Origin of the sequence: Bacillus sp. ME78, from assembly GCF_903970865.1 — a bacterium.
Classification (GTDB): domain Bacteria; phylum Bacillota; class Bacilli; order Bacillales; family Bacillaceae_G; genus Bacillus_A; species Bacillus_A cereus.
On the sequence record NZ_CAJCKK010000011.1, the window covers coordinates 43,704 to 57,609 of the forward strand.

Genomic DNA, 13,906 nt, shown 5'->3' on the forward strand with positions numbered 1-13,906 from the left:
ACTTCCCTCTCCCTCGACTAAAAGTTCATTTTTTTGTCATTTTTCCATAACAAATAAAAAAACTGAGAGTCAATTAGACTCCCAGTTTTTTTATTTATTTTGCTGTATGTTTTCTAACGGCTGGTAATATTTCAGTAGCAATTAATTCAATATTTTTCTCAATTTTATCAAATGGTACACCGCCAAAATCAATTTGTGCCATAAAGCGTTGTTGGCCAAACAATTCATATTGGTAAAGCATTTTCTCAATGATTTGTTGTGGGCTACCAATCATTAAAGCATCGCGGTAATCTATTGCATTTGTAAATTGCTGTTTCGGATACCCACCACCGCGCAGTGTAAGCATACCAGCATTAATGTGAGGGTAATATTCACTAAGTGCATCTTGTGAATTTTTTGCCGTATAAAATAAACTCGTTGTCGCAACTGGTAAACTAGCTGGATCAAATCCACTTTGCTGAGCAGCCTCGCGGTAAGCATCTACTGACACTTTAAAGTTAATTGCTGGACCACCAAGTGTTGTTATCATCATTGGCACACCTGCACGTCCTGCTTTAATTGCACTAGCTGGCGGTCCACCAACCGCACGCCAAATTGGCAGGTTATTATTTTTAGCTCTAGGGATAACTGAAGCATGCTCAAGTGGTGCTCTGAACTGCCCATTCCATGTTACATGTTCCTCTTTATTAATTTTTAATAAAAGATCCATCTTCTCTTCAAATAACTCTTCATAATCATTCACATCATAACCAAGTAAACTATATCCTCCAATACGAGATCCACGACCAGCTACGATTTCAGCACGACCATTAGAAATCAAGTCAATGGTAGCGAAATCCTCATATACTCGAACTGGGTCAGATGTACTTAATATCGTTGCGGAACTTGCAATTTTTATATTTTTCGTAGCTTGCGCGACCGCACCTAAAATAACTGTATGAGCTTGCGTTGTAAAATGCGTTTGATGACTTTCGCCTACAGCAAACACATCAAGCCCTGCCTCATCTGCTAACTTAGCTGTTTCAATTAGTTCGTGAATTCTTTTTTCTGGCGTAATTTTCTCCCCATTATGTGGATTTAAAACATGATCGCCAATTGAATATAACCCAAACTCAATTCCTTTTCTTATATCTATACGGTATTTTTCCATAGTTACTCTCCCCTTTAATAATGTAGTATTAGTTTTTCTTCTAAAAACGTTGGTAAGTCAAGTATATCTCCGTATTACCTACCTCATCACTTGATTAGTCAATTGATGAGGTAAAAAAAATTACTCTTGCGGTAATTCTTTTTTTTCGCTATGCTTATGAACTTTCGTCATCAGCTCGTATAATATTTTCTGCTCTTCTTCATTTAATACATCATCAAAAAACGAAGATTGAAATGCAAGTTGCTCTGGCAATGCTCTCTCTAAAGCAGCTTCTCCTTGCTCTGTAAGACTAATTGTTTTCGTTTTCCAATCTTGTTTTCGTACAATATATCCTTCTTTTTCAAGACGAGTTAACATTCGAGAAATGCCACCTTGTGTAACAGTTACCTTTTCAGCTAACTCCATTTGTGTGAGTGGTTGATACGTACGTATTTGCAAAAGCACATCAAATTGAGCTGTCGTTAAATCAAAACGTTTTAAAAACTCATTTGACATTTGATTACTTTGGTTCGTAAATCGTATTAAACGTAACCATATTAATGATCCTATCGTATTATCACGCATGTTTCATCACTTCCTAGCGTTCATCTTACTATCACTTTACTACGCAAGTGATAAAAAAGCAAGATAAAATGTAATAAATATAGCGATAGAGTATTGCATAAATAATGATAAGTAAGAATTCATATAAACATGAATTCTTACTTATCATTATTCTTAACTTTTCATTTCATTCATTACTATATTTAAAGCTGCCATAGCTTTTGGCCAACCAACGTAAAAAGCCATATGTGTTATTAATGCAACCAATTCATTCTCCATAACCCCATTTTGTTTAGCTAGCTTCAGATGAAATTGTAATTGTTCTGTATTACCGAGACTGATTAGTGCTGACACAGTACACAAACTTCTTTCTCTTAATGTTAAAGTGGCATCCCGCCACACTTCCTCAAATAATATCTTTTCACTATAATGAGCAAATGCAGGTGACATTTCTCTCATTTTCTTTTTAATATGTACTTCAATAAGTTCATTTTTCATTTTTTTCTCCCTTTATTTTCACCATTTGTGCTATCCCTTGACCAAATGACCAGTTTTCAGCAGCTGTCTCATTTAGTGTAATAAAAATATCCGAAGTTTTAACGTCGGAATATTCCGTTATTTTTAAGGATACCGATTGATACAAATCTTTTTTCTGTTGCACCGTTCTTCCCGGTCCACATGTAATAGAAACATAAATCATATTCTCTGTTCTCTTTTCTCCTCTTTCCAACAAATAATATGGATTATATAAAAATTTGTTTTGTTGGTAAGGTAAGAACATTTGAAAATAATCATTTTCAGGGATGTTAAAATGTTCAATTAATGAAAGATGGATACATTCACCCATTTTTTCCAACTCTTCTTCATTTAATGTGTTTTCAGAATAATAAATCTTCACAAAAGGCATAGACTTTCATTCCTTTTCTTATTTTTAATATACAACAAAATTTCATCGTGAAATGTGTAAAATCTCATATACTGTAACACCCTTATTTACTACAATATCAGGCTTCTCTTCATAAAACTCAAACCTACTATATCCCCATTTATCCGGATTATAAACGATTACATTCCCTAAACACTTTTCGTTGTTTTGTACATCTTCATTCATCATGTTTAATTGAGTCCCAATCAACGTTTTACTTTGAGAAATACTTCCTGCATATTCAACAACATATCTACTTTTCTTAAATCCATCACTTAGATTAACCACTAATGGAACACCTATATGTATTTGTTGCCATCCAAAAGATTGTAAAATGTTATCGTAATACCCTTCAAAGATAAATTTATTCATCCCTTCATGACCATTCCAAATATATAAAGGTGCATAGCAGTTATAAAAATTCCCGTTTTTCTCCGTTTCCGTAATTAAATAAGCTTTAAAATTTAGTTCTTGGAAACCATCAGTTTTATAGCCATTATCCTTTACCCTTTTCTTAATAATCTCCATGTCATAATCCTTTGGAAGAATGACCTTATATTGCATTCCAATCATGTTTATCACTCACTTTCAATCTTATATACATTATGATAAATCGATAAGTGGCTAACGTAAAATAGGTATAAATTATGTTTGGTATCATTTATAATGATAGTGCATAAGGGGCTGAGATACTTGGAAATAAATGATCTTATTATATTCAAAACTGTAGCCAGTGAGGGTTCTATTAGTAAAGCTGCTAAAGAGTTAGGATATGTTCAACCGAACGTAACTGAGCGAATTAAAAAATTAGAACAAGAGTTAGAAACACCTTTACTACATAGAGATAACAAAGGTGTTTCCTTGTTACCTGCTGGTGACATTTTATTAGATTACACGAATAAAATATTAACTCTATTAGAAGAAGTAAAAGATGAAATTAAAACGAGTGGTTCTTCTTATATAATAGCGACGTCACAATCTATTTTGACAAATTATTTAAGTAAGCGTATTAAAGTAAATTTCAGAAATTATCAAATATATGTAGAAAGTAGTAGTCATTTGCAAAAATTACTGCAGCAACAAAAAGTTGATATGGTCATAACTTATGAGGATTATCCTGACGCATCGTTTAAAAAAGTGTTCACAACCTCAATTTCTGTAGGCTTATTAAAAGCGAAAGAAAAATGTACCATTGATTATTCAAAAGAAATTTTCTTCGTTAGCAATGACAAAAAGTGCCCTTTTAGGAATAAGACAATACAATTTCTAAAAGAAAATAATCTATCTCAGCAACAACTTCAACAGTTGGATTCTTATTCGCTTATGGAAGCGTTTATTGATGATGGAAAAGGAATAGCTTTTTTACCGATTAAAAATGATAAATTGGTACCAATTGAAGATGTTCCAATTGAGAAATTAGCTGTTCATTTTTTTACAAATCAAAACTCTTTTAAACAAATCCCTGATGAACTATTTGGTTAATAAAATGACTTTGATTACATACTTTTTTCAAAATAAAAATCCCTCTTTAACGAATATAAAAGAGGGATTTTTATTTTGTATACAATTGATTTTTCACACGTTTTGCTCCACTTCTGTACTTTTCTCCTTCTTATTCCTTTTAAAACTCTTCAATTTCTTAACCGTCCCAACCAATCCTTTCGGAAAAACGAGTAGCACGATAATATACAATAAACCTAGAATAATCGTCCATCTTTCAAAAATCGGATATTCCGTCGCTAGTTCTGATAAATAATATTTTAGTGATTCAATAATCCCAGACCCAGCAATAGCTCCAATTAATGTTCCGACTCCTCCAATCATTGTCATTAAGAGTGCATTTAGTGTCATTTCAATTGAAAATACAGTCGTATTGACAAAGCGTAATGTAATAACAAATAAACCACCGCTAATCGCAGCTACTACTCCTGCAACAATGCTAGCAATAATTTTATAATGAAGCACTTTATATCCTAGTGCTTCAACACGTTGCTCATTTTGTGAAATTGCTTTTAATACTTTTCCAATAGAAGATTTGGTGAAAAGACGTAAGAGAACAAAAATGATAAGTAAACATATAAGTGTTACATAATAAAACGTAAAACGATCACGGAATACGTCTGGTACACCAAATGTAAAACCATCTCCTCCGTGAGTGAGCCCACGCCATTTTTCAGCAAGGACGAAAAACAACTGTGAAATAGCAAGTGTTAACATCGCATAAAAATGACTTTTCAGCCGTAAAGAAAGTAAACCAATTATATAACTAACGATTGCTGAAATGATAATTGCAGCTACTATTCCAATTAAAAAGTTCGTTATTGATACGCCTTGTCGATCAAATAAAAGCGCTACCCCATATGCTCCTATCCCAAAGAACATACAATGACCGAACGATACAATTCCTGTATACCCAAGCAATACATCAAAACTCATTGCAAAAATAGCAAAGATGAAGATTTGAGTGAACAAAATTAACAGGCTCCGTGAATCATTTACGAACGGAAATACACTTAAACAAATGAGCATACATACTCCGAAGTATACTTTAATTCGGTCCGATGTGTTGTTCACCATTTCACCCCTTTTCACCAACAAGTCCAGTTGGCTTCACTATTAAGAAAAATAGTAACATTAACATATTAATTGCAAGTGATAAATCTGGTATAAAATACGCTGTAAAAGCACCAGCTAATCCAACAATTAAAGAAGCAATAGCTGAACCTTGTACGCTTCCTAATCCACCGATAATTACTACTATAAAAGCTAAAATTGCATACTGCATGCCCATCTCGGCGAAAATAACGCCCGAATACGGTGCTAATAAGAATCCTCCCAAAGCTGCCATCCCTGCTCCTAATAAAAAGACGAAAGAAAATATCGCTTTTACATTAATACCAAGCGCTTGAACCATTTCTTTATCCATTACACCTGCACGGATCATAAGACCTATCTTCGTCTTTTTGAGTAATAGTAGTAGTGCAATGTAAATAATTATCCCAATCAAAATAACAAATAGACGATATTTAATTAATATAATACCTCCGAATGTAAAACTTCCTTGTAACCATAACGGTAATTTTGCACTAATAGGGTTTGGCCCCCAAAATATTTTAATACACTCACTAAGAACGAGCATTCCTCCAAGCGTAACGAGCAGCTGTCGAACATGATTTCCATATACCGGTCTAATAAGAAACCTTTCTAAAATAAATCCTAGGAACATTCCCATGGATACTGCTCCAACTAAAGCTAATATATAACTTCCTGTCATATTAAATAACCAAACACCTGTAAATGCTCCCCATGCAAATAAACCACCGTGTGCAAAGTTTAAAACGCTCATTAGACCGAAAATAAGTGAAAGACCTGATGCTAACAAAAAAATGAGCATCCCTGTTGAAATCCCATTTACAAATAAATTGATTAACACATCCATCCTTTTCACCTCGGATTCATGTTAAGAGATTCCTAAATATTTATGACACATTTCCTTATCCTTTTTTAATTCATTCATAAAACCGTTATGAACAATTCGTCCGTTATCCATAATGTAAAAATAATCGCCAATTTGACTAGCCATCATAAAATTTTGCTCAACAAGTAAAACTGTTGTTTTCTCTTTCATCTTCAAAATAGCTACCATTAATTTCTCCACCATTATCGGGGATAGCCCTTTGCTCGGTTCATCAATAAGTAATAAACCATCACTATTAATAAACGCTCTTGAAATAGCCAACATTTGCTTTTGCCCTCCGCTCAAGAGCCCACTTTTCTTATTCCAAAACTGCTTTAAATCCGGAAATAGTTCCAGCATCCACTCTATTTTCCCTTCTACTTCCTCACCTTTTCCCCTAGCAAGAGCGAATGTTTCTTCTACTGTCAAATCATGAAAAATACCTTGATTTTCTGGTACATACCCTATTCCTTTCCTTGAAATTAAATGTGTAGGTAATCCACTTACTTTTGCACTATCATAATAAATTTCACCATCTGCAATGCGGTGAAACCCCATCACTGAACGTAATGTCGTTGTTTTCCCTGCCCCATTTCTACCAAACAGTACAGTAATCGTCCCTTTCTCAACAGCAAGAGATACTCCTTGCAAAATATGAAACTGATCTAAATACGTTTCTATATTATTCACTTGTAATAGTGCCACTATATAATCCCCCTAAATAAGCACTTTGTACACGCTCATCTTTCATAATTTCTTCTGGCAATCCTTCAGCCAATAACTCTCCATGAAATAAAACGATAAGATGATCTGACAAACCTAGTATCATATCCATTTTGTGTTCGATAAGTACAATTGTGCTCTCTGGATGTTTCTTAATATTTTCAATCACTTGTAATATAGCAGGGACCTCTTCAACCGAAATACCTGCCGTCGGCTCATCAAGTAATAACACATCCGTTTTTAAAGCTAATAACATCGCAAGTTCTAGCTTTCTTTTCTCTCCATGTGCCAAATCTTTCGCTAATACATTCTCTTTCTCGTGAAGTAATACTGTTTTTAAGAAACGTCTCGCCTCTCCAACTTGTTGCTTTAATTTTGCTGAACTCGGGAAAAAACTATAGTAATCTTGTACGAATGATTGAACACTTAAACGGACATTTTCAAGTACCGTTAATTCTGGGAATATGTTTGTAAGCTGAAAAGAGCGACCGATTCCTAAGCGTGTTCGATCTGAAATCGATAGTTTTGTAATATCTTGCCCTTTAAAATACACTTCACCTGTTGTGGGTGAAATCTGTCCACTTAGTAAATTAAATAATGTTGTCTTCCCCGCACCATTTGGCCCGATAATAGAAATGAGCTTTCCTTTTTGGACAGTTAAATTTACATCTTTAATAACATGATGTTCACCAAAAGATACGCTAAGATTTTTCGTCTCTAGCAAATGTGTCACGAAATCCCTCCCTTTAAAGCCGTGAGTATGAAAGAAATATGTATAAAGAGGGTCCCCCTCTTTATACAAAAACAACAGAAAATTCAGTCTATTTATTTTGAACTGGTGGTTCTGTTTCTTTCATCGTTAATTCTCGCTCTAACACTGGCACCGGATAATCAACACCGTCTTGCTTTTTCAATGTGATAGAATACAGTGTCTGCATCGCTTGGTGGTCCTTCTCTCTAAACTTCATCTTTCCTTTCGGTGTATCAAATTCCATTCCTTCCATTTTCTTAATCAAGGTATCTACATCTGTATCACCTTTTGTTTTCTTTAAGGCTTCTACAATAGAAATTGCTGCTGACATTCCTCCCGCTGTAAACAAATCTGGCACTGCACCATTAAAACGTTTTTTATGCTCTTCAACTAGCCAATCATTCACTTTATTTTTTGGAAGTGTGTGATAATATACAGAAAAACCTTGCATACCTACTAATGCATCCATTGTTTTTAATGCTGGTATATCTGGCGCACCTGTAGAAATTTTAATACCTTGCGCTTCCACATTCATATCTTTCAACTGTTTCCAAGGTGAATTTGCCCCTGCCCAAACGATAAATAAATAATCTGGTTTTGAACTAATGATATTTTGAATATTCGCTGTAAAATCTGTTGAATTTGTATCCGCGTATTGCTCATTCACAATGTTCGCACCTAATTTTTTCGCACCCGCTTTAAATGCAGCAATCCCTTCACGACCAAAAGCGTTATCTGGGGCAAATGTCGCAATCTTTACATCTTTTTTCGCAATTGCTGCTGCTCCTGCAATCGCATCTTGTGAGGAACTTCTTCCAGTTCTAAAAATATATTTATTCCAGTTCTTTCCGGTAATACTATCCGCAACTGCCGGTTCTACAACCATAATCTTTTCATATTCCCCGGCCAGTGGTAAAACCGCTAACGTATCACTTGAACTAGACGATCCAACTAAAAAATCAACTTTCTCTTCTTCTAATAACTTCGTAGCTTTTTTAACTGCTACATCCGCTTTCGTTTCTGTATCTTCTACAACAAACTTAATCTTTTTCCCATCTACTTTCCCAGTTCCACCAGTTGCATAATCTAACCCTAATTCAAATCCGTTCACTGTTTGTTTTCCATACGATTCTAGCGGTCCTGTTAAAGAAGCAAGGACTCCTACCTTAATCGTTTTTTCATCCTCTGTACTTGTTTTCTTTCCTGAACAAGCTGCCGTTATTAATAACGAACCTAAAACACAACCAGTAAACATTGTCTTTAGCCACTTACGTTTTTTCATCGACATTGTGATCCTCCCCATACTTTACTTTCTGATAGAATCAAACACGCCAAAATCCCCTGTCCGTAATCATGACTAACTAATTCGATAGATAATGGAAAACTCTTGTAGTACCCTCTACATTCGGCACAAATATATAATCACCTTCCTATGTAATGGAAACGGACATACAATCAATATATATTCTGCAATCCAATTGAAAATACTGTTTCATTTCAGTAATGACCATACAAAAAGACTAACTTATTTTTAAGTTAGTCTTTTCCCCTTAATTAGAGTTAAGTTCTACTTTCTCTAACCCTTCAGCCAATTGTTTCTTATCTAGTCCTTCTCCTATTACTACTAAGTTTGTCGGGAAACCGAAGTCTTGTTCTAATAAAGTTGGTACTCCGAACGAATATTGGAATAGGTGAGGGTATTTATCTCCATGGAATTTCACAAAACCTTTCACTCGATAAATACTATCTGGTAAATTCGAAAGCCATTCATATAATTTGTCTTGTTCAATCGGTTTCGTAAATTGATACGTCATCGTTTGTATATGTAAATGCTGTTTGACATGTAGTGTCTCATGTTCCTCATCATTTGGAAATTCTGCTTCCTCTATATCTTTTAAAGATATATTGCAATACTTTGTCTCATACATTTTCGCATGATCATTTATTGCCTCTACTTCTTCAAATACTGTGTTCTTATCTTCATCTGTTAGTAAATCTGCTTTATTAACAAGAATGTGACTACCAAATTTCAGTTGCTCATGCAATAGCTGTTGTACATTTGCACTTAATATACTTCGGTTTAACCACCTTACTGCATCTAAAACGACTACAATTGATTTTACTTCCAGAAAAGGAGCTAAAATTGGCGAGACACACGCGTCTAACACTTCAATTGGATGCGCAACACCTGTCGTTTCTATATAAATTACATCTGGTCTTTCTTGTTGGTATAACGAATGTAATTGTATTTCAAGCTCTTCTTTTAATGTACAACAAATACATCCTTTAAGAAGTTCTCTTAAAACATTCTCTTTTCCAATAATATCTGTATCTACCGAGTATTCACCAATTTCATTCATTAATACTGCAACTTTTCTATTCTTCTTTTTCTCTGCTAACAATAAATTTTGTAATAATGTTGATTTTCCACTACCTAAAAAACCACCTAATATATGAATCTCCACTTTATTCATTCAACCGACCATCCATTTCTTTACTTCAAATGTATTCAAAGCGTAATAATTACGATTTATATTTATCATTTTATTAAAAGAATGACCATTTGTAAATATAAGAGATTCACTGTTCATTTACTTCATATGCAACTCTTACTCCAGACTCAATTGCCCCTTGCATCCATCCATGTGTTAATGTCGTATGCTCTCCTGCAAAATGTACTTTTCCAGATGGTGGTGTAATATACGGAAATAACTCGAGCTCTTGGCCTGGTTCGAAAGCTGTAAATGCACCGCAAGAATACGGATTTTTACTCCAGCTAAAAGATGTTCCAGTGACAAACTCACTATAGACGATGTCACCGTATATTTCCGCTAAATTTTTTAATGCGTAACGAATACGATCTCTTTGCGGGAGACTATCCCATGTTAACGCCTCATCTGCCCACGTATAACTTGCTATTACGATAGCTGGTCCTGGAGTATGAATGCCATAACTCGGATAGTATGTAAACCGTATCGGTAAATCAGTAATAGATTTACCGCCACACTGTCCCGCTTTCTCCCAAAATCTACTTTTAAACTCTATTGCAATTTTAGTTGCAGCAATATAATTTAATTCACGAATTGCTCTTTTTTTAAAATAAGAGAATAAATAGTATGGCTGAACTTCTACAAATCTTAACGCTGAAAATGGAATTGTAATAATAGCAAAATCACTTGTTATTGTAAATTGCTCTAACGTTTGTTCATGATTTCCTTGTAACATTACTTTATTATCTTCTTGTATGATTTTATCAACCTTATACGGCATTAAAATATGTTCTCTTAATTGTGGTAAGAATGCATTCGATAACTTATCCATTCCACCAGTTACTTCATAATATTTCGTTGTTGAAGTAAAGAAAATCATTTCACGTAATACTTCAATTAAGGACATTCCCATATAAGCTTCCATATCAAGAAGTACCCCAATCATATCTATTGCACCATCTGAATAATACTCCATTAAAAATGAACCAAGCGAATACGTTTTATACTTTTTTTCAACAATAAGCCAGTTTTTATCAGGATCCTTCTTAATATAATTTAGTATTGGTTCTAATACCTCAATCATTAGCTCTTCTGCCGTTTTTCCTCTTTCTTTATCCAAAACCGGATATTCAAGTACACTTGGATCATTTTCAAACACATTCAATCTCGTTTGAATGTTATTCGTATAAATGATATCTGCAAAAGTTTTATTTATAAAAAGGTTTAAAGGTAGTTTAAATTTATGAATATACGCTAAGGTTAACTTATGGGTGTCAGGGATTCTCATCGGTCCCGCATTAAAATATAAACCCACACTAAATGGTTCCCGAATCGTATACACCCTGCCACCTATTCTGTTATTTGCTTCTATAATCGTTACTTCGTGCCCAGCCTCTTTTAATAAAGAACCTGCAACTAATCCAGAAATCCCTGCACCTGCAATCGTAATCCGTTTTGGGTTATTCTTTTTAACAAGCCCTGCATGAATAATATGAAGCATTTCTTCCATTGCTAATGGGTTCCCCATGCCATTTCCCCTTTTACAAAGGATTTTACTGAATTATATTCGGTTCACTGAATTCCTATGTTTTGTTCGCGGATTTGCACGGATACATTTTCAAATACTTGAATATCTTTTATAAAATGTAATAAACTAGATATGACTCTATAGAAGTAAGACGTATTATCTTACATAATAAAATCAATGAAATTGCGAGGAATTTTGAAATGAAAAAAGGTATTAACCGTGTTGTATTAGTAGGAACAGGAGCAGTTGGATGTAGTTATGCTTACTGCATGATTAACCAAGCCGTAGCTGAAGAATTTGTTTTAGTCGATGTAAATGAGGCAAAAGCTGAAGGGGAAGCAATGGATTTAAGTCATGCTGTTCCATTCGCACCAGCTCCAACTAGAGTATGGAAAGGCAGCTACGAAGATTGTAAAGATGCTGACCTTGTAGTTATTACAGCTGGATTACCACAAAAGCCAGGCGAAACACGTTTAGATTTAGTTGAGAAAAACGCTAAAATCTTTAAACAAATCGTTCGCAGTATTATGGATAGCGGATTTGATGGCATCTTCTTAATCGCAACAAACCCTGTAGATATTTTAACTTACGTAACTTGGAAAGAATCTGGTTTACCGAAAGAACGTGTAATCGGTTCTGGTACAACGCTTGATTCTGCTCGTTTCCGCTATATGTTAGGTGAGTACTTCGATATTGGTCCACACAACATTCACGCTTATATTATCGGAGAACACGGCGATACTGAACTTCCTGTTTGGAGTCATGTTTCCGTTGGTATCCAAAAACTACAAACACTGCTTGAAAAAGACAACACGTATAATCAAGAAGATTTAGACAAAATTTTCATAAACGTCCGTGATGCAGCTTACCATATTATTGAGCGTAAAGGCGCAACTTATTATGGTATCGGTATGTCACTTCTACGTGTTACAAAAGCAATTTTAAACGACGAAAATAGTGTATTAACTGTATCAGCTTACTTAGAAGGTCAATATGGTCAAAAAGATGTTTATATCGGGGTGCCTGCTGTTTTAAATCGCGGCGGTGTTCGTGAAATTTTAGAGGTTGAATTAAGTGAAGAAGAAGAATTAAAATTCGATCACTCTGTTCAAGTATTAAAAGAAACAATGGCTCCGGTTCTTTAATTAAGATAAAAAGCAATCCAATTTATTTTGGATTGCTTTTTTATCTTAATTATCCCCTATGACCTTTTAATGATTTTCTATCATTTCTTATTTTTTAGTCGCATCCTCATTATTTATATCAAGTACATCTAATAAAAAGATAAAGATTGGTATCCCGATAATAAGCCCCCATATTCCGAGGAAATGCTCTGAGAAGATGAGAATCATAAATGTATAAAAGATTGGTAAATTTGTTTTTGCAGACATAAACTTCGGATTTAAAAAATAACTTTCAAGAGCATGGATTACTGTTATGAACACGAGTATGTATACTACGTACATAACTCCGCCTACGTTGTAAGCAATGATACAAAGTGGAAACAAAGAAATAATCACACCAGCAACAGGAATCAACCCTAGTAAGAAAACCATAACAGCTAATACAAGTAGCTGTGGAAATCCTAAAACAATTAATGCAATGACAGTAAGAATACAATTTACAACGGCAATTAAAAACTGAGCTTCAATTACTTTTCCGAACGATCTTGCAAATCTTTCACCAAAATATGCAATTTCCTCATAAAAGATTTTTAACTTACTATCTTTAAACTTAGATGTGAATGTAATAATACGCTCTTTTTCTAATAAGAAAAATAAGCTTAAAATTAGAGATAATAATATTTGTAAACTTACCTTCCCTATATTTGCTATTGATTGATATATAACATCTACACCTTGTTCTATATATTTTGATACTTCCATCCCATTAATTGTCGAAAGTACATATTTAACGATTTCATTATCAGGTGGATTTTGAAAAAATAGTTTAAATTGATAAATTAATTGTGAAATTTGTATCGTCAGCACAGGTAAATATTTATATAACGTTGTGCCTATAAAGGAAACTAGTATTATATACAAACATGCAATAACAATTTTCCGGTTTACTTTCAATTTTCTTGAAATAAAACGTTGAAATCGATCCATTAAAAACGTCAGTATAAACGTAATTAATATTAAATTGATCATACTTTTTAATGCATATAATACAAGCGCTACTATTATTAAAACGAGAAACCGTTGAAACCCTCTACTTCGAAAAAAACTCTTTACTTCATTCATTAAGAATTAACCTCCCCCTTCAATGGATGGAAATTGAATATATTACATTTTATGAACTTCTATAGACAATCTTTCTTACTAATTGAGAAGAATC

At 34.0% G+C, this 13,906-nt stretch carries 15 protein-coding genes; 2 read left to right on the forward strand and 13 right to left on the reverse strand.

Annotated features, from left to right (window positions below; all coding sequences use genetic code 11):
* Nucleotides 1-94: 94 nt before the first annotated feature.
* The 5 genes from H6481_RS14340 to H6481_RS14360 form a co-directional block, all read right to left on the reverse strand.
* A complete protein-coding gene (locus H6481_RS14340) occupies nucleotides 95-1,150 on the reverse strand; it encodes an LLM class flavin-dependent oxidoreductase (protein ID WP_182812093.1) in 1,056 nt (351 codons plus the stop codon).
* A 120-nt stretch (nucleotides 1,151-1,270) separates the two neighbouring features.
* Nucleotides 1,271-1,714: a MarR family transcriptional regulator gene (locus H6481_RS14345; RefSeq protein WP_001205523.1), complete on the reverse strand. Its 444-nt coding sequence runs from the start codon at nucleotides 1,712-1,714 to the stop codon at nucleotides 1,271-1,273.
* A gap of 153 nt (nucleotides 1,715-1,867) precedes the next feature.
* A complete protein-coding gene (locus H6481_RS14350; protein ID WP_000787201.1) occupies nucleotides 1,868-2,191 on the reverse strand; it encodes a carboxymuconolactone decarboxylase family protein in 324 nt (107 codons plus the stop codon).
* Nucleotides 2,181-2,600 carry a tautomerase family protein gene (locus tag H6481_RS14355; protein WP_001117237.1) on the reverse strand — a complete coding sequence of 140 codons (420 nt, stop codon included), beginning with the start codon at nucleotides 2,598-2,600 and terminating at the stop codon, nucleotides 2,181-2,183. The genes H6481_RS14350 and H6481_RS14355 overlap by 11 nt, the downstream gene beginning before the upstream one ends.
* Nucleotides 2,601-2,642: 42 nt before the next feature.
* Nucleotides 2,643-3,191 (reverse strand): DUF4865 family protein, encoded by a 549-nt coding sequence (locus H6481_RS14360; RefSeq protein ID WP_063547077.1) that lies wholly within the window; start codon nucleotides 3,189-3,191, stop codon nucleotides 2,643-2,645.
* Nucleotides 3,192-3,311: 120 nt separating this feature from the next.
* Here H6481_RS14360 and H6481_RS14365 point away from each other — a divergent pair, with 120 nt between their 5' ends.
* Nucleotides 3,312-4,100 carry a LysR family transcriptional regulator gene (locus H6481_RS14365; protein ID WP_063547076.1) on the forward strand — a complete coding sequence of 263 codons (789 nt, stop codon included), beginning with the start codon at nucleotides 3,312-3,314 and terminating at the stop codon, nucleotides 4,098-4,100.
* A gap of 93 nt (nucleotides 4,101-4,193) precedes the next feature.
* On the opposite strand, the gene H6481_RS14370 is transcribed toward H6481_RS14365, so the two are convergent.
* The 7 genes from H6481_RS14370 to H6481_RS14400 form a co-directional block, all read right to left on the reverse strand.
* Nucleotides 4,194-5,147 carry a branched-chain amino acid ABC transporter permease gene (locus tag H6481_RS14370; RefSeq protein ID WP_003274156.1) on the reverse strand — a complete coding sequence of 318 codons (954 nt, stop codon included), beginning with the start codon at nucleotides 5,145-5,147 and terminating at the stop codon, nucleotides 4,194-4,196.
* 49 nt (nucleotides 5,148-5,196) lie between these two features.
* Nucleotides 5,197-6,057: a branched-chain amino acid ABC transporter permease gene (locus H6481_RS14375; RefSeq protein WP_182812096.1), complete on the reverse strand. Its 861-nt coding sequence runs from the start codon at nucleotides 6,055-6,057 to the stop codon at nucleotides 5,197-5,199.
* Nucleotides 6,058-6,078: 21 nt separating this feature from the next.
* Nucleotides 6,079-6,780 carry an ABC transporter ATP-binding protein gene (locus H6481_RS14380; protein ID WP_001196696.1) on the reverse strand — a complete coding sequence of 234 codons (702 nt, stop codon included), beginning with the start codon at nucleotides 6,778-6,780 and terminating at the stop codon, nucleotides 6,079-6,081.
* Nucleotides 6,758-7,531: an ABC transporter ATP-binding protein gene (locus tag H6481_RS14385; RefSeq protein ID WP_000149328.1), complete on the reverse strand. Its 774-nt coding sequence runs from the start codon at nucleotides 7,529-7,531 to the stop codon at nucleotides 6,758-6,760. Before H6481_RS14385 ends, H6481_RS14380 begins: the two co-directional genes overlap by 23 nt.
* 88 nt (nucleotides 7,532-7,619) lie before the next feature.
* Nucleotides 7,620-8,837, reverse strand: a complete 1,218-nt coding sequence (locus tag H6481_RS14390) for a substrate-binding domain-containing protein (protein ID WP_000062000.1) — start codon at nucleotides 8,835-8,837, stop codon at nucleotides 7,620-7,622.
* A gap of 262 nt (nucleotides 8,838-9,099) precedes the next feature.
* Nucleotides 9,100-10,023: a GTP-binding protein gene (locus tag H6481_RS14395; RefSeq protein WP_001044937.1), complete on the reverse strand. Its 924-nt coding sequence runs from the start codon at nucleotides 10,021-10,023 to the stop codon at nucleotides 9,100-9,102.
* Nucleotides 10,024-10,129: 106 nt separating this feature from the next.
* A complete protein-coding gene (locus tag H6481_RS14400; protein WP_000528004.1) occupies nucleotides 10,130-11,566 on the reverse strand; it encodes a flavin monoamine oxidase family protein in 1,437 nt (478 codons plus the stop codon).
* A gap of 200 nt (nucleotides 11,567-11,766) precedes the next feature.
* On the opposite strand from H6481_RS14400, the gene H6481_RS14405 reads away from it, so the two are divergent.
* A complete protein-coding gene (locus H6481_RS14405) occupies nucleotides 11,767-12,711 on the forward strand; it encodes an L-lactate dehydrogenase (protein WP_000715322.1) in 945 nt (314 codons plus the stop codon).
* A gap of 87 nt (nucleotides 12,712-12,798) precedes the next feature.
* On the opposite strand, the gene H6481_RS14410 is transcribed toward H6481_RS14405, so the two are convergent.
* Complete coding sequence (locus H6481_RS14410) at nucleotides 12,799-13,812, reverse strand: AI-2E family transporter (protein WP_001006602.1); 1,014 nt, start codon at nucleotides 13,810-13,812, stop codon at nucleotides 12,799-12,801.
* Nucleotides 13,813-13,906 lie beyond the last annotated feature (94 nt).

Excerpts from the sequence above, each read along its gene's own strand:
- H6481_RS14340 (WP_182812093.1), bottom strand. The coding sequence starts at position 1,150 with ATGGAAAAATACCGTATAGATATAAGAAAAGGAATTGAGTTTGGGTTA.
- H6481_RS14345 (WP_001205523.1), bottom strand. The coding sequence starts at position 1,714 with ATGCGTGATAATACGATAGGATCATTAATATGGTTACGTTTAATACGA.
- H6481_RS14350 (WP_000787201.1), bottom strand. The coding sequence starts at position 2,191 with ATGAAAAATGAACTTATTGAAGTACATATTAAAAAGAAAATGAGAGAA.
- H6481_RS14355 (WP_001117237.1), bottom strand. The coding sequence starts at position 2,600 with ATGCCTTTTGTGAAGATTTATTATTCTGAAAACACATTAAATGAAGAA.
- H6481_RS14360 (WP_063547077.1), bottom strand. The coding sequence starts at position 3,191 with ATGATTGGAATGCAATATAAGGTCATTCTTCCAAAGGATTATGACATG.
- H6481_RS14370 (WP_003274156.1), bottom strand. The coding sequence starts at position 5,147 with ATGCTCATTTGTTTAAGTGTATTTCCGTTCGTAAATGATTCACGGAGC.
- H6481_RS14375 (WP_182812096.1), bottom strand. The coding sequence starts at position 6,057 with ATGGATGTGTTAATCAATTTATTTGTAAATGGGATTTCAACAGGGATG.
- H6481_RS14390 (WP_000062000.1), bottom strand. The coding sequence starts at position 8,837 with ATGTCGATGAAAAAACGTAAGTGGCTAAAGACAATGTTTACTGGTTGT.
- H6481_RS14395 (WP_001044937.1), bottom strand. The coding sequence starts at position 10,023 with ATGAATAAAGTGGAGATTCATATATTAGGTGGTTTTTTAGGTAGTGGA.
- H6481_RS14400 (WP_000528004.1), bottom strand. The coding sequence starts at position 11,566 with ATGGGGAACCCATTAGCAATGGAAGAAATGCTTCATATTATTCATGCA.
- H6481_RS14405 (WP_000715322.1), top strand. The coding sequence starts at position 11,767 with ATGAAAAAAGGTATTAACCGTGTTGTATTAGTAGGAACAGGAGCAGTT.
- H6481_RS14410 (WP_001006602.1), bottom strand. The coding sequence starts at position 13,812 with ATGAATGAAGTAAAGAGTTTTTTTCGAAGTAGAGGGTTTCAACGGTTT.